We start from the raw sequence: 25,333 nt of genomic DNA, 5'->3' as shown, positions 1-25,333 counted from the left end.
TGCGCGCGGCGGCAAAAACAATCCGTGTTTCCAACGAGGATCTTTCATGACCAATCCGCTCTGGCGGACCAAGCCTGTGTCTTCCGCTGCGTCTGACAATACAGGCCTGAAACGTGTTCTTGGCCCCTGGCACCTGATCGCACTCGGGGTCGGCGTCACCATCGGTGCCGGCCTGTTCTCGCTGACAGGCGTTGCGGCTGGCCAGAATGCAGGCCCTGCCGTCACGCTGTCCTATCTTATTGCCGCCCTCGCCTGCGGATTTGCTGGCCTCTGTTACGGCGAACTGGCTGGCATGATCCCGTCTGGCGGGTCTGCCTATTCCTACGCTTATGCGTCTATGGGCGAGCTGATCGCATGGATTATTGGCTGGGATCTTGTGCTGGAATATACGGTGGGGGCGGCCGCTGTAGCTTCAAGCTGGTCGGGCTATGTATCATCCCTGCTGTCAGGGTGGGGCATTACGATTGATCCGCGGCTCCTAGCGACACCCATGACACCCGTGACCCTTGCTGACGGGTCAGTCGTCACTGCCTGGTTTAATTTCCCGGCTGTTCTGGCCATCTGGATCGTGACGGCGCTGCTGATGCGGGGTGTCAGTCAGTCCGCCGCAGTGAATAATGCCATCGTGGTGGTAAAGCTGGCAGTCATCGCGTTGGTGCTGGTGTTCTGCATCCCGCATATCAAGCTGGCCAATTATCATCCCTATATTCCGCCGAATGACGGCACCTTCGGGCATTTCGGCTTTTCTGGCGTGATGCGTGCCGCGGGGATGGCATTCTTTGCCTATCTGGGATTCGATATCGTCTCCACAACCGCGCAGGACAGCAAAAATCCGGCCCGGGATATTCCCGTGGGCATTATCGGAAGTCTGCTGATCTGTGGTGTCGTCTATGCTGTGTTCTCGGCGGTTTTGACGGGGGTTGTGAACTATAAAGGCATGGCGAATGATCCAAGCCCGGTTGCAACGGCGATTGATGCTGCTGGTGCGCCCTGGCTCGCCAGCCTTGTGAAGCTGGGGATTACGGTAGGGTATGTCTCTGTCCTGTTCGGGCTTCTTTTGGGTCAGGCGCGCGTATTTCTGGCCATGTCGCATGACGGGCTGCTCCCGAAAGTCTTCGCGAAGCTGAACACGCGCACGCATACACCCTGGACGTCCCATCTCTGCTTTGCTGCCCTGACAAGCGTTCTGACCGCAGTGCTGCCCATCGGTGAGCTGGGCAACATGACATCCATCGGAACCCTGCTTGCGTTCATCATTGTCTGCGTTGGCGTTCCGCTCTTACGGATGCGGGAGCCTCAGGCGCCACGTCTCTTCCGTGTGCCCGGTGGGCCGATCATTCCGGTTCTGGGCGTGCTGTCCTGCGGTGCGGTCATGGTGTCTCTGGACCTGCTGACCTGGGTTCGGCTGGTAGTATGGCTCGTGATCGGGCTGGGGATCTATTTCTGTTACGGAGTACGTCACAGCCTGCTTTCCAGACAGAAAATATAGGCGCATGATTGGGGGCATGACGAACGCATCATTCCCCCTCTTCCGCCCGCGGCGTAATCGCCACGATGCCTTTACACGTCGGCTGGTTCAGGAAAATCGCCTGCACGTCGATGACCTGATCTGGCCGATTTTCGTTTGTGAAGGCGAAAACCAGCGGCAGAAAGTCTCCTCCATGCCCGGTGTTGAGCGCGTCAGCCTCGACAACCTCGTGGAACATGTCCGCCCGGCTGTTGAACTTGGCATCCTGGCTGTTGCCATTTTCCCGATCACGCCAGTCGAACTGCGTGATGCCACAGGGACTGAAGCCCTGAATCCGGACAATCTGATGTGCCGCGCGTCCCGCGTCATCAAGGAGGCCTTTCCTGAGCTTGGTGTCATTGGTGACGTGGCGCTCGATCCTTACACGGATCATGGCCATGACGGCGTTATCAAGGATGGTCGTATCCTTAATGACGAGTCCGTCGAAATCCTGCGTCAGCAGGCGCTCAATCAGGCACGTGCCGGAAACGACATTATTGCGCCGTCCGACATGATGGACGGGCGTGTGCAGGCAATTCGCGAGACGCTTGATGCCAACGGCTTCGAGACTGTTCGCATTATGGCTTACACCGCAAAGTATGCTTCTGCCTTCTACGGCCCATTTCGTGATGCGCTGGGATCAGGTGGCCTTCTGACCGGGGACAAGAAAACCTACCAGATGGATCCGGCCAATTCGGACGAAGCTCTGCGTGAGGTTGAGCAGGATATTCGTGAGGGTGCGGACATGATCATGGTCAAGCCCGGCATGCCGTATCTGGATATCATCCGCCGTATTCGTGACCGTTTCTCTGTCCCGACCTTCGCTTATCAGGTGTCTGGTGAGTATGCGATGCTGGCCGGTGCCATCCAGAATGGCTGGCTGGATCGGGATCGCACCATCATGGAAAGCCTGATTGCTTTCAAGCGCGCAGGCTGTAACGGCATCCTGACGTATTTTGCGATTGATGCTGCCCGTCTTCTGAAAGAAGAGCGCTGATTAACCGTCGGGCGAAAGGCGTCCAGGCTTATTACGGAGGCCTGAACGCCGAAGAGATCGCTAAGCGCCATATGGTGGAGGCAGGGCTGGACATTCTGGCTCAGAGGCTCAGGACACCCTATGGCGAAATTGATCTGCTTGTCGCGGATGAAAACTGGATTATTGGGGTAGAAGTCAAAAGCCGCGCTACGCTTCGGGACGGCGCAGACGCTCTTGCTCCTCGTCAGGCAGAACGCCTGATGGCGTCATTCGGTTATGTTCTGGAAACCAAACCCGAATGGTGCCGTCCTAACACGAGGTTCGACGTTATTGTCGTCGATCGCGAAGGACAGGCGCGACGCATCATGGATGCGCTACGCCTAACATAGAAATCAGGTGCGGCGGCTGCGTGTGTGACGATGAGCCGTCGTCGCAACAGAGGCGTGCGGACGGTAAGCCACGTTGCGGATCACGGCGCGATGTCCGCTCCATGCCATGGAATGGCTTGCAGGATGGCGTGCAAAGTGAACGACAGGGCGATGGTAGACTGGTGTTGCAGTCAGCGCGTCGAATGTCAGCTTGCTGGCTTCAAAATCAGTAATTGCTGCACGGGCATGAGCTTTTCCGGCCCCCATGCAAAGACCAATTCCCATAATGCCGAGAGCAATTCGGCCAGCCCACTGTCGCGCCATTGACGTGATCCCATCCCTGTTCTGATGGGTTTACCGTATGACGTAAACGCAGAGTTCGACAACCCCGTTTGGGTAAGTTTTAGAAAAAATCAAGGTCTTGCCATTTTTGGGCACAACATGGCTGAATTGTGGCAGTCGCAGACCTTGTAAAAAGTTGAATTCCGGCCATTTTACAGGCCGGAATTAACAAATCAGGCGTTCGCCGTAGCGATTCCCTTTTCGGTCAGCAGCGTCTCAAGTTCACCGCTCTGGTACATGTCCGTGACGATATCGCAGCCGCCAACGAACTCACCCTTGACGTAGAGCTGAGGAACGGTCGGCCACTGGGAGAAATCCTTGATGCCCTGACGGAGTTCAGCGCTTTCAAGAATGTTGCAGGTCTCGAACGGAACACCAAGATGCGTCAGGATCTGCACGACACGCGCAGAAAAGCCGCATTGTGGGAAGAGCTTGTCACCCTTCATGAACAGCATGACCGGGTTTGCGTCGATCAGGTTCTGGATGTGCTGGAACACGGTCTCGGACATTGGGTTTTTCCTCTTATGGGCAGAAGAGAGAGGTCACACCTCTCTCCCACTGTCGGCGGTCACTTCAGAAGGGAATGATTTCCCCGGAGTTCAAGGGGTCAGGGTTTTGAGAGCCATTGCGTGCAGCTCTGTTCCCATTCGATTTCCGAATGCATCATAAACCAGTTTGTGCTGGCGTACACGGGAAAGCCCCTGAAAGGCTTCACTGATAACCGTGCAGGCGTAATGATCGCCATCTCCGGCAAGATCCTGGATTGTAATTTCAGCATCCGGGATCGCAGCAAGAATCGTACGTTCGATTTCAGCGGCACTCATTGGCATAACTCAGGCCTCCTCACCCATGAATTTCGGGAAAAAGGCAGCGTTGATCTTGCGCAGCCTGCTGGCCTCCAAGGAAATCCTGTCAGCAAGGTTCAATGCTGTACCGCCCGAACGGCCCAGCTTGCGTGCTGGAACATGAGCTTTTTCAGCCGCAGCGAGAAGCTTCTGGGAATCTGGCGTTGCGACAACGTAGCAGGCCTGATCTTCACCAAACCAGAACGCATGCAGCGGAAGATTGGATGGAGGCGGATTCAGCGTGCAGCCGACATTCCCTGCCATCACCATCTCGGCAATCGTGACCAGAAGTCCACCGTCCGCGATGTCATGACAGGCCGTTACGGCTCCTGCTTCGATCTGACCACGGACGAAATCGCCATTCCGGCGTTCGGCCACGAGATCAACATGCGGTGGTGCGCCCTCTTCCCGATGGCAGATTTCACGCAGCCACAGGGACTGCCCCAGTTCGCCACGGATTTCACCAATCAGGACAAGGCCGTGTGCATCAGGCATCGCAAGCCCGATCGAACGTGAGGCATCTGCCAATACGCCAAGGGCACCAATGGCCGGCGTCGGAAGAATAGCTTGTGCCAGACCCGTCGGGGAGCGCGTCTCGTTATAAAGCGATACGTTGCCACTCACGACCGGGAAGTCGAGCGCGCGGCAGGCATCACCCATACCTTTGATGGCTTCTGCGAACTGCGCCATGATTTCCGGGCGTTCCGGGTTGCCGAAGTTCAGGTTATCCGTCACGGCAAGCGGCTTGGCGCCTGTTGCCGTGATGTTGCGCCATGCTTCAGCAACAGCCTGTGCGCCACCTACTTTCGGGTCAGCCTGACAATATCGTGGTGTGCAGTCCGTCGTCAGAGCCAGACCCAGACGGGACCCTTCCACGCGAACAACCGCAGCATCGGCTGCACCAGGGCGACGCGCTGTGTTGCCACCCACGGAACCGTCATACTGGTTCCACACCCATGCACGAGAGGCCAGGTCAGGGCAGCCGATCAGCGTCAGAAGGGCATGCTCTACCCCTACAGGATCAGCCGGAGGCTGAATGTAGCGTGGCTTTTCGAGAGGCACGGTCGGACGATTGTAGATCGGAGCCTCATCGGCCAGCGGTGCCAGCTCGATGTCAGCTTCGATCACGCCCTTGTGCTTGACCGTGATGCGTCCGGTATCGGTCAGATGCCCGACAACAGCGAAATCCAGCTCCCACTTCTCGAAGATGGCGCGGGCCTGTTCGGTGCTTTCCGGCTTGAGGACCATGAGCATCCGCTCCTGGCTCTCGGACAGCATCATCTCATAGGCGGACATGTTGGGTTCGCGTTGCGGGACCGCATCAAGATCCATCTCGATGCCAACGCCACCCTTGCCTGCCATTTCCACGGCGGAAGACGTCAGGCCAGCAGCGCCCATGTCCTGAATGGCGACGATTGCATCGGTTGCCATCAGTTCGAGGCAGGCTTCAATCAGAAGTTTCTCGATGAACGGGTCCCCAACCTGCACGGTCGGACGCTTGGACGCGGCCTCTTCGTCAAACTCCGCGGACGACATGGTGGCGCCATGAATGCCATCACGGCCCGTCTTGGACCCGACATACACGACCGGATTGCCCACACCCGCAGCAGCAGACAGGAAGATCTTGTCCTGCTTGGCCACGCCAACCGTCATGGCATTGACGAGCGGATTGCCGTCATAGGCCTTGTGGAAGTTGACTTCGCCACCCACAGTCGGAACGCCAACGCAGTTGCCGTAGCCACCCACGCCGCGAACCACACCGTCAACAATCCGGCGCGTTCCCGGTGTTTTCGGATCACCGAAACGCAGGGCATTCAGGTTGGCAACCGGACGGGCGCCCATGGTGAACACGTCACGCAGAATACCGCCTACGCCTGTTGCAGCGCCCTGATAAGGCTCGATGAAAGACGGATGGTTGTGGCTTTCCATCTTGAAGACGGCTGCCAGACCTTCGCCGATATCCACCACGCCCGCGTTCTCACCAGGCCCATGGATGACCCATGGTGCCTTGGTTGGCAGCGTCTTGAGGTGGATGCGGGACGATTTATAGGAGCAGTGCTCCGACCACATCACCGAGAAAATTCCCAGCTCCGTAAAGCTTGGCGTCCGGCCCATAATGGTCAGGACCTTCTCATATTCCTCGACCGTCAGACCAAAGGACTGAGCCAGTTTGGCGTCGATTGTCACACTCATCCGACGAGAGCCTCCACAAGGCCTTTGAAGAGCGGCACACCATCAGTGTCACCGATTTCCGGGTCAGTCAGGTTTTCCGGATGCGGCATCAGGCCACAGACACGGCCGTTTTCGCTTAAAATACCAGCGATAGAGCGAGCGCTGCCATTGGGGTTCACATGACGGTCATCATGCGAAACCTCACCTTTGGCGCCACAGTAGCGAAAGGCTACCCGGCCCTCGCCTTCAAGGCGCGCAAGCGTCTCGTCAGAGGCTGTATAATTGCCGTCACCATGCGCCAGGGGTGCACGGAAGACATCACCGGAAGACCAGCCCTGAGTGAAAGGGGAAGACGCGTTTTCGACCTTCAGATGGCAGTCCTGCGACAGGAAGCGAAGACCGGCATTCCGAAGCAGTGCACCCGGCAGAAGATGGGATTCCGCCAGGATCTGGAAACCGTTGCAGACACCCAGAACGTGACCGCCCTTCTCTGCGAAGGCTTTGACTTCGCGCATGATGGGTGAATGAGCGGCCATGGCGCCACTGCGCAGGTAGTCCCCGAAGCTGAAGCCACCCGGTAGAACCACGAGATCCAGATCACCGAGAGAGGTCTCACGATGCCAGATCATTTTCGGGGCCTGACCGGAAACCAGCTTCAGGGCATGCACCATGTCGCGCTCCCGGTTCGTGCCGGGAAATACGACGATACCTGCCTTCATTTCTGGCCCTCCGAAGCAGCGTGGCACGGATAAGCCTCGTGCAGCGCGCGATAAACGGCCTTGCCACCCGGCTGCGTCAGAGCATCAGTGTGAGCGTGCAGCCATGAAATCAGTTTGCCGCGAACCTGCGTAGTGGTCTCACCCGTCGGAACGCAGAACGCGACTGGAGCACCAGCATCATCCGCGTAGCTGTCGTATTTCTTGGCCCAGACTTCGCTGTCCATCACCCCAGCGAGGTAAGCATCGCACAGAGCGGTGGACTTGCTGGCCGAGCACATATTGCCGAGGGCCTTGCCGGAGACCTTGGAGACGCGTTGCGCGTGAGCAGGAACGGCAGTCGCGGCCAGAAGACCGGTTGCCAGAAGGGCTGCGGAGAAGAGCTTCATGCTGCCACCTCGACGCTGAAATCCTCGATCACTTCGTTGGCCAGCAGTGCGCGGGCCATGTCTTCGCCCTGCTTGACAGCTGCGGCCTTGTCCGTTGCAGGAACGTCCAGCTCGACAACGCGGTTCACGCGGACTTCACCAACACCTTTGAAGCCAAGAGACTCAAGCGCATGGCCAACAGCCTTGCCCTGTGGATCAAGAACGCCGTCCTTCAGGGAAACAAAAACGCGGATCTTCACTGTACTGCCTCCGGACCCTTGAGGTCTCCATTGCTGGCTTCGGGAAGAATCCCGAGACGCCGTGCGACTTCCTGATAAGCTTCCTCGACGCGGCCCATGTCCCTGCGGAACCGGTCCTTGTCCATCTTCTCGCTGGTTTTGGCGTCCCACAGGCGGCAGTTGTCCGGAGAGATCTCGTCAGCGACGATGATCCGCATCTCCTCGCCTTCCCACAGACGGCCGAATTCCAGTTTGAAATCAACGAGCGTAATGCCGACACCCATGAAAACTCCCATCAGGAAATCATTGGTCCTGAGAGCAAGGGTGTTCATGTCATCCAGATCCTGCGGAGAGGCCCAGTCGAATGCGGCGATATGCTCCTCCGAGACCATCGGGTCTCCAAGGGAATCATTCTTGTAATAATATTCGATGATGGTGCGTGGCAGGCGCGTTCCCTCGGGAATGCCCAGGCGCTTGGCGATGGAGCCAGCTGCCACGTTGCGGACGACAACTTCCAGCGGGATAATCTCGACTTCCCGGATCAGCTGCTCGCGCATGTTAAGACGGCGAATGAAGTGCGTGGGGATGTTGATGTCATGCAGCTTCATCATCAGATGTTCGCTGATACGGTTATTCAGCACACCCTTCCCGGTGATGATACCACTTTTCGCGCCGTTTCCGGCGGTGGCGTCATCCTTGAAATACTGCACGAGCGTTCCGGGCTCTGGTCCTTCAAAAAGAACCTTGGCTTTGCCTTCGTAAAGCTGGCGGCGGCGGGCCATGAGCAATCCTTACTGCGTTGCGCCGTCCCGGTTCGTAGGGATGCGGAAACGGCTGGTCCAGCGACGGTTTTCCGGTTCCATAGCATTACGGAACCGGAACCGCGAGAGTGCGGGAAAACTATTCCCGCCCAGATTTGTCCAGATTAGCCGAAAACGCGGCTGTAGATACGATCAATCTGCTTGAGATGCTGTGCCGGATCGAATGCGCGGTCCAGAACCTCTGCGCTCACACGACCTGACACTTCCGGGTCGGCCTCCAGATTTTCGCGGAACGTGCGGAAGCCCGGCTTACCCAGCTTCGTCCATGTCTCCATGGCGTTGCGCTGCACAATCCGGTAGGCGTCTTCACGGGAAATGCCGGCACGGGCCAGAACCAGCAGAACTTCGCCGGAATGCACCACGCCACCGAGGCTTTCCATGTTGGCAATCATCTGATCCGGATAGATCACCAGCTTTTCCATCATGCCAGCCAGACGGATCAGGGCGAAATCAAGCCCGATTGTTCCGTCCGGGCAGATGTTCCGCTCTACGGAAGAGTGGCTGATGTCCCGCTCGTGCCACAGCGCCACGTTCTCAAGCGCCGGAACGACATGCGAGCGGATCAGACGGGCAAGGCCGGTCAGGTTTTCGGAAAGAACCGGATTCCGCTTGTGCGGCATCGCGGAACTGCCCTTCTGGCCCTTGTGGAAGAACTCTTCCGCTTCCCGGACTTCCGAGCGCTGGAGGTGACGCACTTCGACGGCCAGACGCTCAATGCCGCTTGCAATGACGCCGAGCGTGCAGAAGAAAGCAGCGTGGCGGTCACGCGGGATGACCTGCGTGGAAACGCTCTCGGCAACAAGCCCGAGCTTGTCAGCAACATACTCTTCAACAGCCGGGTCGATATGCGCGTAGGTACCCACGGCGCCGGAAATGGCACAGACGGCGATTTCCTTGCGTGCCTGCAGCAGACGCTCCTTGTTACGGGCAAACTCAGCGTAGTGGCCAGCCAGTTTCAGGCCAAAGCTCGTCGGTTCAGCATGAATGGCGTGGCTGCGGCCGATCGTGACAGTCAGCTTGTGCTCATAGGCGCGTGTCTTGAGGGCGTCCAGAACGCGATCCAGATCTTCAAGCAGAAGGTCGGCGGCCTGTGTCATCTGAACGGACAGGCAGGTGTCAAGCACGTCGGAAGACGTCATGCCCAGATGCACGAAGCGGCTGTCCGGACCGACCTTTTCTGCAAGCCAGGTCAGGAACGCAATCACGTCATGGCGCGTTTCGGCCTCGATCTCGTCAATCCGGGCCAGATCAGCATCGGAGAACGCAGCCATTGCGGCGTCTCCCTTTTCGCGGATCGTTTTGGCTGATTCGGCAGGCATGGCGCCCTGCTGAGCCATGGCTTCACAGGCCAGGGCTTCGATTTCGAACCAGATCCGGTAGCGGTTGGCGGGCGACCAGATTGCGGTCATCTGGGGGCGGCTGTAACGCGGAACCATGAGAACTCCGGGAGCGAGTGGGGCTTTACGGAGGCTGCTTAGACCAAATACGAAGAGATTGCACGGACCCCTTTTGGAAGAATGACAACCTTGTTCCCAGATAACTTCACGCATGCCCTGATCGCTCTGGCGCAGGTTACGCTCATTGATATCACTCTCGCCGGAGACAACGCGGTTGTCATCGGGATGGCCGTTCGGCGCCTTCAGGGGCAGCAGAGGCGTCTGGCCATTCTTATTGGGACCGCATTCGCAGCACTGCTGCGTATCGCTCTGGCCCTTGTCGCAGCCCGCCTTCTTGCAATTGTGGGACTGACACTCGCCGGTGGCTGTCTTCTTTTGTGGGTGTGCTGGAAGATGTACCGGGAATTGCGGTATAGCCAAGGGGAAGCCGAGGTTGATGCCCCTGCCCGGCTTGGTCCTGCCATTCTCAAGATTATCATTGCCGATCTCTCCATGAGCCTTGACAATGTTCTGGCCGTCGCGGGAGCGGCTGTGGGTCATCCGTGGATTCTTATGGGCGGTCTGTCATTCTCGGTGCTGCTGATGGGTGTTGCAGCGTCTTTCATTGCGGGGCTTCTCGCCCGTTACCGCTGGATCGCGTGGTGTGGTCTGCTTGTTGTACTGGCCGTGGCGATAGAACTCATCATCCGCGGTGGAGGAGAAATCTGGCATCATGTTGTGCTGCCGAGCTAAACGCCCCGTTCTTCTTGCTGTTGCCCTGTGTCTGGGCGCAGCAGCTCCGCCTCCGAACCTCGCACCACCTGTTCGGGAGAGGCTCGTTCAATGGTTGCAACTGGTGGCTCCCGGTGCGAGTAATCTTCCTGCTGAGAGCTACGAATCCTTTCTGATCCAGACGCCTGTATGGCCGCAGCGGACGAAAATCATGTGGCGGTATCAGGCCGCCCTTTCCCACACGTCTGATTCGGGCACGCTGGACCAGCTCTGTCCGACATTGCCGCTGACAATGGTTTCAGCGTTCCTTGCTTGTGCGGATCACCTGCCTGATGCTGCGGCAATGGCTCGTAACCTTTGGATTTCAGGGGTTGGTAATGCGCAGGAAGAAGCCACGCTACTGGGCCTCTACGGCACGGCCTTCACGCCGGATGACCAGTGGCGTCGATATGAGCGTCTTGAAAGCTCGGGTCAGATCTCGGCAGCGAGCCGGCAGATTGATCGCCTTCCCGCTGATCGTCAGCCTTTGGCGGAAGCCCGACTTGCCGAGCGCGCTGCATCTCCGGACGCTGATATGGCTTTTAATGCCTTGTCCGCTACGGAGCGGTCGGACCCCACGCTGATACGCTATCGTTTGAAAGCGCTGCGTCGTGGCGATCGTCTGGATGAGGCGTTGGCCCTATGGACGTCCGCGGGTTATGCCCTTCAATCAAATGCACCGTCTCACGACTGGTCGAGTGAGCGTGCCAGTCTTGCCCGAGCCTTTCTTCTGGCGGGCCGCGTGCAAGACGCCTACGCACTTGCTCAGGATATGACGCTCCCCCTCACCGAGATTGATCGTCAGGAAGCACAGAACCTGTCTGGCTTCATTGCTTTGCGGCTGCTTGATAATCCCCAGAAAGCCGAACAGTTTTTTGTCCCGTTACAGCAGGCGACGTCCCTCTCCATGCAGGCGCGTGGCTGCTACTGGGTCGGGCGTTCCCGTCAGGCTGCGGGCGATGCAAGTGGTGCACAGGCTGCCTTCCAGCAGGCAATACGCTTTCCCACGACTTTTCATGGTCAACTTGCTCAGGCAGCGCTGACCGGAGAACAGTCTTTTCTTGTCTCTGGCGCGTCTTCACCAGATTTCGATCATGCTCTTCAAAAGGACCTGCAGGGTCTTCCGTCTCTTTCAACCGGCACCTTGCAACGTCAGGATCTTGTCGAAGCCGCCACAGACCTTGCTCAGTCCGGTGATCTGGAGCACGCAAAGGACTTTCTTCTTTTGCTTCAAATCGCCAATCCTTCTGCGGAAGGTCAGAAAGCTGTGGCTGATCTGGGGGGATACCTGAATGTTCCTGCGGCTGAAGTCTTCGCAGCACATGCTTTGTCCCGAAAAGGTGTAGCACTTTATCCTCAGGGGTTCCCAGATCCCTGGCCTGAGGCATCTACCGTGCCGGACGGCCTTCTTCCTGCTGTTATTCGGCAGGAAAGTGGATTTGATCCAGCTGCGATCAGCAGTGCGCATGCGGTTGGATTGCTACAAATTTTGCCCGCTGCGGCAAAGGATGTTGTCCGTCGTGCACATATGGGTAGCATGAACGTCTCGGCTGCCGCTTTGCTTGATCCGCATATCAATCTGACTGTTGGGAATGCCTATGTGTCTCAGCTTCTGGAGCGGTTCGAAAATACCATTCCATACGCCTTGGCCGCCTATAATGCCGGTCCGCATAGAGTTGACCTCTGGCTTAAAGCCAACCCTCCCGCGAATCCGATGACGAAAGACGGACTACTGGACTGGATTGAACGCCTGCCTTATCGGGAAACGCGAATGTATATCGAAAATATTGAAGCCAATATGATGGTCTATCGCGTGAGTGCAGCCAATGTCAGGAACTGATTTCCGAACACTGTCGGAAAAAGTGCTGAAGCATCTTTCTGACCGGGGCATGCGTCTCATCACGGTTGAGAGTTGCACAGGCGGGATGATCTGCGCCGCGCTGACAGACATTCCGGGCTCATCGAATGTCATTGAAGGCGGCCTAATCACCTATTCCAATGCCCTGAAGATGAGCGCTGCTGGCGTCTCTGAAGAGATCCTGGCCGGTTGTGGGGCTGTCAGTGAAGAGACCGCGCAAGCCATGGCTGAGGGAGCATTATGGCACGCAGCGGATGCGACAATCGCCATAGCAGTTACCGGAATAGCGGGCCCTGATGGGGGGACGGCTGGCAAACCAGTCGGGACGGTCTGTTTTGGAATATCAGTTTTTCAGGGTGCAAGCCGTACAGAGCGGCATGTCTTTCCAGGGGGCAGGTCTGACGTGCGAAATGCAACAGTCAGGCACGCTCTGGAGATGATCCTGAAAGTTTGAAACGAAAAAAGCCCCTGCTGATTGGCAGGGGCTTTTTTATTTGGCCAAGAGACTGAGAGCTTATTGGCCGTCGTTTGGTGCCGTCGCTGGCATTGTGGATGCCGGAGGGGCTGGCGGAACAGGTGCCGTCGGAACAGCAGCGGATGTCGGAGCTGTTGCAACTGGCATCGGGGCTGCTGGAGCCTGTGCCTGAACCGGGGTCTGGGCCTGCTGAAGAGAACGGGCGTTCAGCGCATCCGTGGCAGAAGCTTCATCAGACTTCTGGGCGTGTTCACCAGACTTCTTGTGATGATGATGCCCATGATGGTCTGCCGCCAGGGCGGGAGATGCAGCAGCGATCAGAGCCGAGAGGGCAAATGCGCCGAAGGAAAGCTTCTTCATTGCGTAATCCTTTCATAACACCATTCGGTGGTTGGGCCTGAAACGGTCCGTACGCCGAATGGTTCATAACATATTACGAAATTTATCTTTCGATCAGGATAATCCGGGTTGGGGTGTACGGCTTCTGAGCAGTCTGCACGCCATAAATGTCCCGGGCCCGCTTGATGAAAGCGGAGACCATCAGGCGAACACCCTCATTGAACACCACACCCATTGCATTTTGCAGCAGACGGGATCGAAACTCGAAGTCCACGAAGAAATCTACAAGGCAACCCCGCGGATCCGGCGTGAACGTCCAGACATTGTTCAGATACCGAAAAGGCCCCTTCTCGTAGCGCACTCTAATGCGTGATGGACGCTCAAGTGTGACACGGCTGGTGAAGGTTTCCCGAAAAGGACCGAACCCAATGGTCAATTCTGCCACAAGTTCCTGCTCTGTCTGGGACTTGATGGTCGCCTTGACACACCATGGCAGGAACTGCGGATATTTCTCCACATCTGCTACCAGATCAAAAAGCTGTTCCGGCGTATAAGCGATCAACCGTTGCTCGGCATGTGTCGGCATCAGAGACTTTCTTTCAGACGGCTGGTCCGCGCAGCCTGGAGCTTCGCGAAATCGCTGTCCGCGTGATAGGAGGATCGTGTCAGAGGGCTTGCGCTGACCTGAAGAAATCCTTTTGAACGGGCAGCACCAGCATAGCCGTCAAACTCTTCAGGGGTAACAAACTTTTCGACCGCCGCATGCTTCACGCTCGGCTGAAGGTACTGTCCCAACGTCAGAAAATCGACGTCGGCGACCCTGAAATCATCCATGACCTGCCATACTTCCAACTTCTCTTCACCCAGGCCAAGCATTAGGCCAGACTTGGTGAAAATGGATGGATCGAGCCTCTTCACACCGTCCAGTAGACGCAATGACTGATAGTATCGCGCACCGGGACGGATTGTGGGATAGAGACGGGGCACGGTCTCGATATTGTGATTGAAAACGTCTGGCCGTGCTTCAACCACGATCTCAAGTGCACCCGGTTTCCGAAGAAAATCAGGCGTCAGGATCTCGATGGTCGTTTCCGGAGACGCTGATCGTATGGCCTGAATGACCTGTGCGAAATGGCGTGCTCCGCCATCCGCAAGGTCATCACGGTCAACAGATGTGATGACAACATGTTTGAGGCCGAGCTTTGCTACGGCTTCTCCCACGCGTCGTGGTTCATCTGCATCCAGGGCTTTTGGCAGGCCAGTGGTCACGTTGCAGAAAGAACAGGCCCGTGTGCAGATTTCGCCCATGATCATCATTGTCGCGTGACGCTGGGACCAGCACTCCCCGATATTCGGGCAGGCTGCTTCCTCGCAGACCGTGACCAGATTGGCCTCCCGCATCAGCGCCCGTGTCTCATGATACACGGGATGATTGGGCGCCTTTACCCGAATCCAGGATGGTTTGCGCTGGATCGGGTTGTCGGGACGATGTGCCTTCTCCGGGTGGCGGAGAGCGGACATCTCACGATGATCTATGGTGATGCGCTGGGACATGGTGCTCAGATATGGAGCGGACCGTCGAAGGCCGCCAGAGTCGCTTCATGCATCGTCTCGGAAATTGTCGGATGCGGGAAAACCGTCTCGATCAGTTCTGCTTCCGTCAGTTCACCTGTCCGGGCAATGACATAGCCCTGAATCATTTCCGTAACTTCCGCGCCGATCATGTGAGCACCCAGCAACTCCCCGGTTGTGGCATCAAACACGGTCTTGACCATGCCTTCCGTCTCACCCATCGCCACGGCTTTGCCGTTGGCAATGAATGGGAAGCGTCCAACACGAACCTTGTGCCCCGCAGCGATAGCCTTTTCCTCGCTCAGACCAACCGAAGCGATCTGCGGACGGGAGTAGGTGCAGCCCGGAATGTTCAGTGCATGAAGAGGCTGCGGCGAACGACCAGCAATCTTTTCAACGCAGAGAATGCCCTCGTGACTTGCCTTATGGGCCAGCCATGGAGCGCCCGCAACGTCACCGATAGCGTAGATACCTGGTTCTGCCGTGCGGCAGAAGCCATCCGTAACTATATGGGTGCGATCAACCTGAACCTTGGTCCCTTCCAGACCGAGATCTTCAACGTTTCCGACAATGCCGACAGCGCAGATCACGCGGTCCACAGTCAGATCGATCGTACCGGACGCACTTTCAATGGTGGTGGAAACCTCGTTTTCACCCTTCTGAAGCGGGCCAACCTTCGCACCGGTGATGATCTTCATCCCCTGCTTTTCGAAGGCCTTGCGGGCCGCTGCACTGATTTCCGGATCTTCAGCGATCAGGATGCGGTCCGCCACTTCGGCAATCGTTACTTCGCTGCCCATGTTGCGATAGAAGGACGCAAATTCGATACCGATGGCACCAGAACCGATGACCAGCAGGCGCTTCGGCAGTTCGGTTGGGGTCATCGCTTCGCGTGCCCCCCAGATCAGCTTGCCATCTGTCTCCAGACCCGGAAGCTGACGGCCGCGTGCACCGGTAGCAAGAATGACGTTAGGCGACTTGATGACCGCCACTTCGGCACCATCCTTGGTGATGGAAACCTTGTGGGCTTCCCCTGCCCGGCCAGCCAGTTTCGCCCGACCGTCAAAGGTCGTGACCTTGGCCTTCTTGAGCAGATGGGCAATGCCGCCGCCCATGCGGCGGGCAATGCCACGGGATCTGGCCACAATCTTGGTCAGATCGAAGGACACGTTCTCGGCCGAGAAGCCGAATGTATTCAGATCATGCAAAAGATGATGAATTTCGGAGGAGCGCAGCAGCGCTTTGGTCGGGATACAGCCCCAGTTGAGGCAGACGCCACCAAAATGCGTGCTCTCCACGATGGCAACGCTCATGCCAAGCTGGCTGGCCCGAAGCGCTGCAACGTAGCCGCCAGGACCGCCACCAACAACGATCAGATCGAAAGTATCGGACATGGATCAGACCACCAGAGTGTAAGGGTTCTGTACGATATCGCGCAGGGCATTCAGCCACTGTGCCCCAAGTGCGCCATCAACGGCACGATGATCAACAGAAAGTGTCGCGGTCATGACAGTTGCAATTGCAAGCTGGTCTCCCCGAACCACGGCACGTTTCTCTCCGGACGCAATGGCCAGAATTCCGGCCTGCGGCGGATTGATGATCGCGGCAAAATCCCGGACGCCAAACATTCCCATATTCGAAATGGAGAACGTACCGCCCTGGAATTCTTCCGGCTTCAGCTTGCCCGCACGCGCACGCTTGGCCAGATCCTTGGCTTCACGGCTGATTTCGCGCAGGGACTTCTGGTCCGCATTCCGGATGATCGGCGTGATCAGGCCATCCGGGATGGATACAGCCATTGAGATGTCCACATTCTCGAAATGCAGCGTCTCGGAATCCGTGAACTGAACGTTCAGACCCGGTACCTTTTTCAGTGCCAGCCCGACAGCCTTGATCATCATGTCATTGACCGAGAGCTTGAAGCTGTTCTCCTCGGCGGTCGCATTCAGCTTTGAGCGAAGTGCGAGCAGAGCATCAAGTTCGATGTCCACTGAGACATAGAAATGCGGAACCTGCGTCTTCGATTCCGTCAAACGCCGCGCAATGACCTTGCGCATCGTGGAATTCGGAACGCGCTTTACGTCACCTTCAACGGCAACCGGCGTTACAGGTGCAGCTTTCGGTGCGGCTGGAGCAGCGTTACCGCCCTTCTCAACGTCCCGTTTCAGAATACGGCCATTCGGGCCTGTTCCGTTCAGAGAGCCAAGAGCGATGCCCCGCTCTTTGGCCATACGCTTTGCCAGCGGCGAGACAAAAATACGCTCACTGCTCTCCTCTTTCGAGGCGGCTTTGGCGCTTGGCGCAGGTGCACTTGCAGCAGCAACAGGCTCAGCGGCCGAAGCCGCGATAGCAGACGTCTGCCCGGAAGACGCTACTGGCACCTCTTCGCCTTCCTCTACAAGGATGGCGATTGGCGTGTTAACCGCAACGCCTTCCGCGCCTTCCTGAACAAGAATGCGGCCGAGTATGCCCTCGTCCACCGCTTCGACTTCCATCGTGGCCTTGTCGGTCTCGATTTCGGCGATCACATCACCGGCTGAAACTGTATCGCCTTCATTTTTGAGCCAGCGGGCCAGTTTGCCCTCGGTCATTGTCGGCGACAGAGCCGGCATCAGGATATCGGTTGCCATTGTCGGTCAGTCCCCGAACTGCTTGCGGACTGCTTCCACAACCCATTCGGGTTTCGGAAGTGCCAGTTTTTCAAGATTGGATGCGTAAGGCAGCGGCAGGTCAAGACCGCATACACGTGCCGGGGGGGCATCCAGCCAGTCGAACGCCTGCTCAACGGCAACCGTGCAGATTTCTGCACCGATACCTGCAACAGGCCAGCCTTCCTCAACGGACACAATCCGGTTCGTCTTCTTGACGCTCTTGATGATGGTCTCGGTATCCAGCGGGCGCAGGGTGCGCAGGTTGATGACTTCGGCGTCAATACCTTCCTCGGCCAGCTTGGCCGCAGCATCCAGAGCCACGCCTACCATGATGGAGAACGCCACCAGGGTTACGTCTTTGCCTTCACGCTCGATTTTGGCTTTCCCGATCGGCAGGATGAAGTCTTCATCCGTAGGGCATGGGAATTTCTGGCCGTACAGGATCTCGTTTTCCAGCACCACAACCGGGTTCGGATCACGAATAGCCGCGCGCAACAGACCCTTCGCATCAGCAGCAGACCACGGAGCGACTACCTTCAGGCCTGGGATATGGGCATACCAGCTTGCAAAGCACTGAGAGTGTTGAGCACCAACACGGGCTGCTGCGCCATTAGGGCCGCGGAACACGATCGGACAGCCCATCTGGCCGCCAGACATGTAAAGTGTCTTGGCTGCGGAATTAATAATATGGTCAATGGCTTGCAGGGAGAAGTTCATGGTCATGAACTCAACGATCGGCTTCAGTCCCGTCAGGGCTGCGCCGACTGCCATGCCGGTAAAACCATGCTCGGTGATGGGCATGTCGATGACGCGCTTTTCACCAAATTCGTCCAGCAGGCCCTGGCTGATCTTGTAAGCACCCTGATACTGGGCGACTTCTTCGCCCATCAGGAACACGTCTTCATCACGCCGGAGTTCTGCAGCCATTGCATCGCGCAGTGCTTCACGAACGGTGATGTTTTTTGTCTCGCCCCAGTCTTTTTCTTCTTCTGCCTGCTTGATGGCGGGAGCCTCAACGATCGCAGGAGCGGATGGGGTTTCAATTGCGACTGGTGCGTCAGCAGCCGGGTCAGCGGAACGTGTTACGCTCTCTGCGGCATCCGCATCCTCACCCTCTTCAAGCAGAACGGCGATAGGTGTGTTGACGGCAACGCTTTCGCTGCCTTCGGGAACCAGAACCTTGCCTAATACGCCGTCTTCAACAGCCTCGACTTCCATCGTGGCTTTGTCGGTCTCGATTTCGGCGATCACGTCGCCGGACTTTACGGTCTCGCCCGGCTGACGGAGCCAGCGCGCAATCGTACCTTCGGTCATGGTCGGCGACAGGGCCGGCATCAGAATCAGAGATGCCATGGAACTCAGGCCTCCACCAGAATGTCAGTCCAGAGTTCGGATGCATCCGGCTCCGGGCAAGTCTGTGCAAATTCAGCAGCGTCCGCCACGACAGCTTTCACTTCAGATTCAATAGCTTTGAAAGCTTCTTCTTCAATGCCGTTGCGCAGCATTTCCGCCTTCAGGCTTTCGATAGGGTCACGCGTCCGGCGCATTTCTTCGACTTCGGTCCGCTGACGGTACTTGGCGGGATCGGACATGGAGTGTCCACGGTAGCGGTAGGTTTCCATTTCCAGAAGGAATGGTCCCTTGCCCGCGCGGCAATGCTCCATGGCCTCCTGTGCAGCCTGGTGCACAGCAAATACATCCATGCCATCAACCTTGCGGCTCGGGATACCCCAAGGCTCTGCATTGCGGGACAGATCCTTGGACGCAGATGCGCGCTCGATGGATGTGCCCATGCCGTAACGGTTGTTCTCGATCACATAAATGCAGGGAAGTTTGTGCAGGGCGGCGAGATTGAAGCTCTCGTAGACCTGTCCCTGTGCAGAAGCACCTTCGCCAAAATAGACGATCGAGACTTCATCCGTACCGCGATAATGGTTGGCAAAGGCCAGCCCTGTACCGAGCGCAACCTGCGCGCCCACGATACCATGGCCACCGTAGAACTCTTTCTCACGAGAGAACATGTGCATTGAGCCGCCCTTACCGCGGGAATAGCCACCGGAGCGTCCCGTCAGTTCAGCCATTACGCCGCGGGCCGTCATGCCAGCAACCAGCATCTGACCATGATCACGGTATGAGGTGATAGATTTGTCGCCCTGCTTCATGTTCAGGCCGATGCCGACCACAACGGCTTCCTGCCCGATATACAGATGGCAGAAGCCTCCGATGAGCCCCATTCCGTAGAGCTGCCCGGCCTTTTCCTCAAAACGTCGGACCAGCAGCATGTCCTTGTAGGCACGCTTCATTGTCTCCGGCGAAAGGGCCGGACCGTTGCTCCGGTTGGAAGCGGACGTTGTCTCGTCCATGGCGGTCTCCTGGAAATGCACAAATCTGGGGAAGCTCTTACCGATACTCGGCCTGGAAGACCAGAGTGACCCCAGTTACATTTCCGAAAGGAAAAGCAGGGTCCGGAAGCTTGATAGAAAACGGCCTGTTGAAGAGATGCACGCAGGCGACCTCTTCAACAGGAGCCAATGTCAGTTGAAGCCCAGGAGACGGCGAGCCGCCGCTCCTGGATCATCTTCACGAAGCAAACTCTCACCGACGAGGACGGCGCTTGCACCAACTTCACCGACCTTCAACATGTCGTCCTGCGTCTTGATGCCACTTTCGGAGACAACAAGGCGGTCTGGTGGAACCATCGGCGCCAGATTCAAAGTGGTCTGGATGTCCGTCTTCAAAGTGCGAAGATTGCGGTTGTTGATGCCGATCAGCGACGTATCAAGAGCCAGCGCGCGATTCAGCTCGTCGGCGTCGTGAACTTCTACAAGGACATCCATGTCCAGACCACGGGCGATACCGATGAGTTCGGACGCTTGGGTTTCCGTGAGAGCGGCCATGATGAGCAGAATGCAATCCGCACCGATCAGGCGGCTTTCATGAACCTGCCATGGCTCCAGAATGAAGTCCTTGCGTAGGATTGGCAGGCTGCAGGCTTCGCGAACAGCACGAATATCATCCGTGCTGCCATGGAAACACGACCCTTCCGTCAGAACGGACAGGCAGGTCGCACCTGCTGCCTGATAGGCCTGGGCAATACCAACAGGATCATATGTCGGGCGGAGGACGCCTGCTGACGGAGAGGCTTTTTTGATCTCGGCAATCAGCCCGACCTGCCGGTCCGCGGTCAGATGCTGAAGAGCCTGCCCGAAGCCGCGTGTTGGCGTCGTGACTTCACGGGCCCGGAGCGTAATGTCCTTGAGCGACATGATCTGGGATCGCTGCTCCACGTCCACGCGGGTGCGGGCGCAGATACGGGCCAGAACGTCGCTCCGGTCCGTTGTTTCGACGGAAGGGTCCTTGATGGGCGGCGTGGTCGTTTCCGGAACTTCCGGGTCAGGAAACTGCTCTACCCCTTCAGGTGCATAGGTCATCGCTGGTCGCTGATGCATGAAGGTCATGATAGTCCTGCGTTTGTCTTGGTAAGGGAGGCCATGGCGTTACGCGCCCGTGTCAGAGCCATGCGTGCGTGCCCATCGTCAATGGAACGGGCTGCCAGTGCCATATTGTTACGGAACGCCTCAGCGTCAATCGTGCCATTATGCACGACATTCCCGCGTCCAGCCACATGAAGCGCGGCTGCGGAATTCAAAAGAACGGTATCACGGTAAGGTCCGCGTGCTCCATCAAGAAGCGCGGTCAAAGCCTGTGCGTTCGCATCGGAATCTCCGCCACGGATGGCAGAAATGGGAGCTGACGTAACGCCTGCCATATCAGGGTCGAAGGACAACCGGCTGATCGTTCCATTTTCAAGGCTTACGATTTCAGCAGGGCCAGCTAGTGTAAGTTCATCGCTACCGCCCTCGTCCGTCGTACCATGAATGGCCCAGACATGCGTGCTGCCAAGGCTGCCAAGGGTCCGGGCGACCGGCTCACACCACCGAACGTCAAAAACACCAATAAGCTGACGTTGAACCTGAGCTGGATTGCAAAGAGGTCCAAGCAGATTGAAAAGCGTTCGGAATCCCAAGGCTTTACGGACGGGAGCTGCGTGACGCATGGCTGGGTGATGGAACGGTGCTGCAAGGAACGCCAGGTGATTGTCCCGCAACTGCTCGCTCTGGAAGGCAGGATCGTCGATCGGCGGAACACCAAGCTTTTCCAGAACATCGGTCGCGCCAGACCGAGAAGAAAGTGCGCGGTTGCCATGTTTGGCGACTGAAACGCCCAGTCCCGCCAGAACGAAAGCAACGGCGGTCGAAACATTGAGTGTGCCAAGGCCGTCCCCGCCCGTTCCACAGACGTCCAGCGTATCTGCCGGAACATCTGGCAGAACCGTCATGTAGCGGCGGACGGCCTGCACCGCCCCTGTCAATTCATCAGCAGCTTCACCGCGCATCTTGAGCGCCGTGAGAAAGGCCGCGAGTTGGGCAGGCTCCACATCTCCTGCCATGATAGCCGAAAATGCTTTCTCGGCATCGTCGGCAGTCAGAACGGCACCATCAGCAACGCGGCGCAGAAGGGCCGAAAAGTCAGCTTCTGCCGTCATGCCGTCTCTACGGCTTTATGCGGAATGCCAGCGATCGTCAGGAAATTCGCGAGCAGTTCGCGGCCCGCTGTCGAGGCGATGCTTTCCGGGTGGAACTGAACGCCATGCACATCGTGGTCCCGGTGGCGGACGCCCATGATAATACCGTCCTTCGTGGACGCATTGACGATCAGTTCTGGCGGAATGCTCGCCGGCTCCAGCGTCAGGCTATGATAGCGCACAACGTTCACAGGGTTGGGGAGACCTGCGAAAACGCCCGTGCCGTCATGGTCAACCGCGCTGATCTTGCCGTGCATCGGAACAGGGGCACGGACGACTTTCGCGCCAAAAACTTGTCCGATCGCCTGATGGCCGAGGCAGACACCGAAGACTGGTACTTTCCCCGCGGCTTCCCGGATCAAATCACAGCAGATCCCTGCACCATCGGGTGCGCAGGGGCCAGGGGAAATCACAATGGCGGAGGGCTTGAGAGCAAGAGCCTCCTCGACACTCAGGGCATCATTGCGCCGTACGTCACACTCAACACCCAGTGCACCCAGATGATGCACGATGTTGAATGTGAAGCTGTCGTAGTTGTCGATGAGCAGGATCATGGCAACAGGATGGCCTTCACGTTTCGTTACGTCAAATGCAACATTGTTTCAGGATTTTGCAGCGTTGGAGACAGCGACTTCCGCAGCCCGGAAAAGTGCTCTCGCCTTCGCCTGCGTTTCGCGGAATTCCGAGTTCGGATCACTGTCCGCGACAACGCCACAGCCTGCCTGAACATACATCTGACCATTCTTCAGAACGGCCATTCGAAGCCCGATGCAGGTATCCATTTCTCCATCCGCACCGAAATATCCGACGCAGCCGGAGTACGGTCCGCGGCGGGTCGGCTCCAGCTCATCAATAATTTCCATGGCACGGATTTTTGGCGCGCCTGTTAGGGTTCCGGCCGGGAATGCAGCAACGAGCGCGTCCATGGCGGTTTTTCCAGCCTTGATCTGTCCTGTAACCGTCGAGGAAATGTGCATGACGTGGCTGTAGCGCTCGATTACGAACTGATCAGGAACCTGCACCGTCCCCAGTTCCGAGACACGGCCTACATCATTCCGTCCCAGATCAATGAGCATGAGATGCTCGGCGAGTTCCTTCTGATCCGCGAGCAATTCTTTCTCAAGCTCCAGATCATGCGCCCGGTCGTTGCCGCGAGGACGGGTGCCAGCGAGGGGGCGAACCGTGACTTCCCCTGCCCGGAGACGGACCAGAATTTCCGGTGAAGACCCAACCAGTGCGTAATCTTCCAGCTCCATCAGGAACAGGAACGGCGCCGGGTTGATGCGACGCAGGCTCCGGTACAGCGCAAGCGGAGACAGCGGGAATGGTGTTGTGAATCGCTGACTTGGGACGATCTGGAACGCATCTCCGGCCGCGATGTAATCCTGTGCGGTTCTGACATTCGCCTCGAACTGTTCCTGCGTCATGTTGGAGGATGGGGGAGCGAGCTCGGTGTCGGCAGGCAGAGTTTCCGTCGCATCTTCCAGAGGCGCAGCCAGCGCAGCCCGTGCCCGATCCAGCAGGGCATGAGCTTCTGCCGTCGTCATGGCGCCGCGGACCGGCACAGCCAGCGTCAACTCATCACGGACCGAATCAAATACGGCAAAGAGTTGAGGACGGATCATGATGCCTTCCGGCAGATCCACGTCATTGACCGGGGCGTTCGGTAGGAACTCCATCTGGCGGACCATATCGTAGCCCAGCACGCCGAACACACCGCCGATCATTGGCGGCATATCAACCGGAAGGTTCATCTGGCTTTGGTCGATGATGTCCTTCAGCGTGTCCAGTGGTTTGCCCTGAAGTGGCGTTCCATCAAGGGTCACTTCCCCGTTCCGGCACTTCCAGACCAGATCAGGCAGAAGGGCGATGACGGAATACCGCCCCCTCGCCGCTCCGCCTTCCACGCTTTCCAGCAGCATCCTGTAAGGATCATCGGAAAGACGGGACAGGCGCAGATAGGCTGAGACCGGGGTCAGGAGGTCAGCGGCTTCAATACTGTGAACAATTGGCATCACTGCGCTCCGTTAGCGGCCGCCGGAGATGTCGAGGCGACAACCTGATTGAACAGGTTCATGTTCATGTGTGAGACGGGAACGGTCTTTTCCAGCGCTGCGTCCAGAGCCATCGGAATGTCAGCCTGGAGGGACTGAACATACTGAGCGTCCAGATCGTGGCGCAGGGATTGACTATCCCCGGCATCGCCTGGCTTCTGCGCGGTCACGTTGACCAGCCAGAAAGCATCCGGACCTTCATACATGCCTGTGGTGCCGACCTTCAGGCCAAAGGCAGCCCGCAGGACGTTCTGCGGCAGGGACTGGTCGGGATGGATGCGGGAAACGGCAACATCCTTGCGCAGATTGGCGGATTCCGGCTGGTTTTCCAGAGCCTTGGCCAGAGTGCTCTTTTTCGCTTCCGTGAACAGGGCTGTGACGCGTGCGTCGGCGGCATGGCGTTGCTGGTCTGCGGTCCAGGCCTGAACGACCTGATCGCGCACTTCCGTGAAGGGGCGCAGGGTGCCAGGGTGAATTTCGTCAACGGCAACCGCAAAGGCAGATCCGTCCGGACCATTCACAACGACCGGTTGTGCATCCTTTTTCTGGGAAAAGATATGCTGAATGATAGACTGGCGCAGGCCTGCATCGCCCGGGATCGGAGCAGGTATGCCGTCCTGAGTCATGCCATGGGCATCAAGGGAGCCTGCTGCCGGCACCGCACCAAGATTGGACGGAATTTTTTCAAGTGTTGTCGAGCCCGCAATCGCGTCCTGAAACTGCGTGAGTCGAGCCTGCAGGGCCTGTGAGGCTTCCTGCTTCTGAACCTGATCGCGCAGATCGTTCTTGGCCTGCTCGAAGCTTGTCTGATGCGGTGCGACAACATCCATGATGTTGAACACCACCCAGCCAGCTGCCGTCTTCGTCGGGCCGCTGATCTGATTGGCGGGTGCAGCAAAAGCCAGCTTGGCGAGTTCCGGGTTCGGGATGTCGCTCTGGCGTACATGCGGAAGAGCAACGGCTGCGGCGTCCGGAGAGGCCTTCTGGATAGTGTCCCACGCGTTCGTGTTGCGCCATGCTGTTGCGGCTGCGTTGGCTTTTGCCTCGTCCTGGAAGGTCAGAACCTGAAGTGTCCGTGTTTCAGGAACGTTGTAGGTGCGGGCCTGGAAATCATACAGCTTGTGCAAAACGTCGTCCGGAACTTCGATTGTCTTGGCGACGCTGTCTGCCGTCATGACGACCATCTTGGCATGACGGTATTCCGTGGTGCGGAAATCCTGCGGATGGTTGTCATAATAGTGGTGAAGCTGTTCGTCTGTCGGTGCGGCGGCAACTGTACCCGCCGTGAACGGCAGGGG

27 protein-coding genes are annotated in these 25,333 nt (G+C 57.7%); 6 read left to right on the top strand and 21 right to left on the bottom strand.

The features are described 5' to 3' along the window. The first annotated feature begins 46 nt into the window (after positions 1-46). From B7444_RS00135 to B7444_RS00125, 3 genes are read left to right on the top strand one after another with little or no spacing between them, the layout of a single operon-like run. On the top strand, positions 47-1,489 hold the full coding sequence (locus B7444_RS00135) for an APC family permease (protein WP_007281923.1): 1,443 nt from the start codon (positions 47-49) through the stop codon (positions 1,487-1,489). Between the two features lie 16 nt (positions 1,490-1,505). Beyond that, a complete protein-coding gene (gene hemB, locus B7444_RS00130; RefSeq protein WP_035730466.1) occupies positions 1,506-2,504 on the top strand; it encodes a porphobilinogen synthase in 999 nt (332 codons plus the stop codon). Next, positions 2,501-2,872, top strand: a complete 372-nt coding sequence (locus tag B7444_RS00125; RefSeq protein ID WP_081603763.1) for a YraN family protein — start codon at positions 2,501-2,503, stop codon at positions 2,870-2,872. The genes hemB and B7444_RS00125 overlap by 4 nt, the downstream gene beginning before the upstream one ends. Before the next feature lie 3 nt (positions 2,873-2,875). Here B7444_RS00125 and B7444_RS00120 read toward each other — a convergent pair whose 3' ends face one another. The 9 genes from B7444_RS00120 to purB all read right to left on the bottom strand — a co-directional run bounded on the left by B7444_RS00120 (position 2,876) and on the right by purB (position 9,790). Next, positions 2,876-3,175: a hypothetical protein gene (locus B7444_RS00120; protein WP_007281920.1), complete on the bottom strand. Its 300-nt coding sequence runs from the start codon at positions 3,173-3,175 to the stop codon at positions 2,876-2,878. Between the two features lie 191 nt (positions 3,176-3,366). Next, positions 3,367-3,702: a Grx4 family monothiol glutaredoxin gene (gene grxD / locus B7444_RS00115; RefSeq protein ID WP_007281919.1), complete on the bottom strand. Its 336-nt coding sequence runs from the start codon at positions 3,700-3,702 to the stop codon at positions 3,367-3,369. Between the two features lie 90 nt (positions 3,703-3,792). Further along, positions 3,793-4,023 carry a BolA family protein gene (locus B7444_RS00110; protein ID WP_035730452.1) on the bottom strand — a complete coding sequence of 77 codons (231 nt, stop codon included), beginning with the start codon at positions 4,021-4,023 and terminating at the stop codon, positions 3,793-3,795. A gap of 3 nt (positions 4,024-4,026) precedes the next feature. Then, entirely contained in the window at positions 4,027-6,231 is a 2,205-nt protein-coding gene (gene purL, locus B7444_RS00105; protein WP_007281917.1) for a phosphoribosylformylglycinamidine synthase subunit PurL, read from the bottom strand. Continuing rightward, positions 6,228-6,929, bottom strand: a complete 702-nt coding sequence (purQ, locus tag B7444_RS00100) for a phosphoribosylformylglycinamidine synthase subunit PurQ (RefSeq protein ID WP_007281916.1) — start codon at positions 6,927-6,929, stop codon at positions 6,228-6,230. Before purQ ends, purL begins: the two co-directional genes overlap by 4 nt. After that, the gene (locus B7444_RS00095) at positions 6,926-7,315 is read right to left on the bottom strand and encodes a Rap1a/Tai family immunity protein (RefSeq protein ID WP_007281915.1); all 390 of its coding nucleotides are present in this window, start codon (positions 7,313-7,315) and stop codon (positions 6,926-6,928) included. The genes purQ and B7444_RS00095 overlap by 4 nt, the downstream gene beginning before the upstream one ends. Then, on the bottom strand, positions 7,312-7,554 hold the full coding sequence (gene purS, locus B7444_RS00090; protein WP_007281914.1) for a phosphoribosylformylglycinamidine synthase subunit PurS: 243 nt from the start codon (positions 7,552-7,554) through the stop codon (positions 7,312-7,314). Before purS ends, B7444_RS00095 begins: the two co-directional genes overlap by 4 nt. After that, entirely contained in the window at positions 7,551-8,315 is a 765-nt protein-coding gene (purC, locus tag B7444_RS00085; RefSeq protein ID WP_007281913.1) for a phosphoribosylaminoimidazolesuccinocarboxamide synthase, read from the bottom strand. The genes purS and purC overlap by 4 nt, the downstream gene beginning before the upstream one ends. A 143-nt stretch (positions 8,316-8,458) precedes the next feature. Continuing rightward, entirely contained in the window at positions 8,459-9,790 is a 1,332-nt protein-coding gene (purB, locus tag B7444_RS00080; RefSeq protein WP_007281912.1) for an adenylosuccinate lyase, read from the bottom strand. Between the two features lie 81 nt (positions 9,791-9,871). Between purB and B7444_RS00075 the strand changes: the two genes are divergently transcribed. Genes B7444_RS00075 through B7444_RS00065 form a run of 3 tightly spaced genes read left to right on the top strand, consistent with a single transcriptional unit; the run spans position 9,872 to position 12,813 of the window. Continuing rightward, the gene (locus B7444_RS00075) at positions 9,872-10,483 is read left to right on the top strand and encodes a YjbE family putative metal transport protein (protein WP_007281911.1); all 612 of its coding nucleotides are present in this window, start codon (positions 9,872-9,874) and stop codon (positions 10,481-10,483) included. Continuing rightward, positions 10,464-12,341, top strand: coding sequence for a lytic transglycosylase domain-containing protein (locus B7444_RS00070; RefSeq protein ID WP_035730449.1), 1,878 nt, complete (start codon positions 10,464-10,466; stop codon positions 12,339-12,341). The genes B7444_RS00075 and B7444_RS00070 overlap by 20 nt, the downstream gene beginning before the upstream one ends. After that, on the top strand, positions 12,328-12,813 hold the full coding sequence (locus B7444_RS00065; RefSeq protein WP_007281909.1) for a CinA family protein: 486 nt from the start codon (positions 12,328-12,330) through the stop codon (positions 12,811-12,813). The genes B7444_RS00070 and B7444_RS00065 overlap by 14 nt, the downstream gene beginning before the upstream one ends. A gap of 60 nt (positions 12,814-12,873) precedes the next feature. On the opposite strand, the gene B7444_RS00060 is transcribed toward B7444_RS00065, so the two are convergent. From B7444_RS00060 to B7444_RS00005, 12 genes are all read right to left on the bottom strand, one after another. Further along, positions 12,874-13,194, bottom strand: coding sequence for a hypothetical protein (locus B7444_RS00060; protein ID WP_007281908.1), 321 nt, complete (start codon positions 13,192-13,194; stop codon positions 12,874-12,876). Between the two features lie 82 nt (positions 13,195-13,276). Continuing rightward, positions 13,277-13,759 carry a type II toxin-antitoxin system RatA family toxin gene (locus tag B7444_RS00055; protein WP_007281907.1) on the bottom strand — a complete coding sequence of 161 codons (483 nt, stop codon included), beginning with the start codon at positions 13,757-13,759 and terminating at the stop codon, positions 13,277-13,279. Beyond that, positions 13,759-14,727: a lipoyl synthase gene (gene lipA, locus B7444_RS00050; protein WP_007281906.1), complete on the bottom strand. Its 969-nt coding sequence runs from the start codon at positions 14,725-14,727 to the stop codon at positions 13,759-13,761. Before lipA ends, B7444_RS00055 begins: the two co-directional genes overlap by 1 nt. 5 nt (positions 14,728-14,732) lie before the next feature. Further along, positions 14,733-16,139, bottom strand: a complete 1,407-nt coding sequence (gene lpdA / locus B7444_RS00045) for a dihydrolipoyl dehydrogenase (RefSeq protein ID WP_007281905.1) — start codon at positions 16,137-16,139, stop codon at positions 14,733-14,735. Positions 16,140-16,142: 3 nt separating this feature from the next. Then, entirely contained in the window at positions 16,143-17,375 is a 1,233-nt protein-coding gene (locus B7444_RS00040) for a pyruvate dehydrogenase complex dihydrolipoamide acetyltransferase (protein WP_007281904.1), read from the bottom strand. A gap of 6 nt (positions 17,376-17,381) precedes the next feature. After that, positions 17,382-18,749, bottom strand: a complete 1,368-nt coding sequence (locus B7444_RS00035; protein ID WP_007281903.1) for a pyruvate dehydrogenase complex E1 component subunit beta — start codon at positions 18,747-18,749, stop codon at positions 17,382-17,384. A 5-nt stretch (positions 18,750-18,754) separates the two neighbouring features. Next, on the bottom strand, positions 18,755-19,759 hold the full coding sequence (gene pdhA / locus B7444_RS00030) for a pyruvate dehydrogenase (acetyl-transferring) E1 component subunit alpha (protein WP_035730447.1): 1,005 nt from the start codon (positions 19,757-19,759) through the stop codon (positions 18,755-18,757). Positions 19,760-19,930: 171 nt separating this feature from the next. Continuing rightward, positions 19,931-20,854 (bottom strand): indole-3-glycerol phosphate synthase TrpC, encoded by a 924-nt coding sequence (trpC, locus tag B7444_RS00025; protein WP_007281900.1) that lies wholly within the window; start codon positions 20,852-20,854, stop codon positions 19,931-19,933. Next, on the bottom strand, positions 20,851-21,942 hold the full coding sequence (gene trpD / locus B7444_RS00020; RefSeq protein WP_007281899.1) for an anthranilate phosphoribosyltransferase: 1,092 nt from the start codon (positions 21,940-21,942) through the stop codon (positions 20,851-20,853). Before trpD ends, trpC begins: the two co-directional genes overlap by 4 nt. Then, a complete protein-coding gene (locus B7444_RS00015) occupies positions 21,939-22,535 on the bottom strand; it encodes an anthranilate synthase component II (RefSeq protein WP_007281898.1) in 597 nt (198 codons plus the stop codon). The genes trpD and B7444_RS00015 overlap by 4 nt, the downstream gene beginning before the upstream one ends. 48 nt (positions 22,536-22,583) lie before the next feature. Continuing rightward, a complete protein-coding gene (gene trpE, locus B7444_RS00010) occupies positions 22,584-23,996 on the bottom strand; it encodes an anthranilate synthase component I (RefSeq protein ID WP_035730444.1) in 1,413 nt (470 codons plus the stop codon). After that, positions 23,996-25,333: peptidyl-prolyl cis-trans isomerase (locus tag B7444_RS00005; protein ID WP_048855099.1), on the bottom strand; the 1,338-nt coding region annotated here is incomplete at its 5' end. The genes B7444_RS00005 and trpE, both read right to left, overlap by 1 nt.

This window comes from Gluconobacter thailandicus F149-1 = NBRC 100600 (genome assembly GCF_000964465.1).
Classification (GTDB): domain Bacteria; phylum Pseudomonadota; class Alphaproteobacteria; order Acetobacterales; family Acetobacteraceae; genus Gluconobacter; species Gluconobacter thailandicus.
The sequence above is the reverse complement of the archived record's forward strand: the minus strand, read 5'-3'. Positions and strand labels throughout refer to the sequence as shown.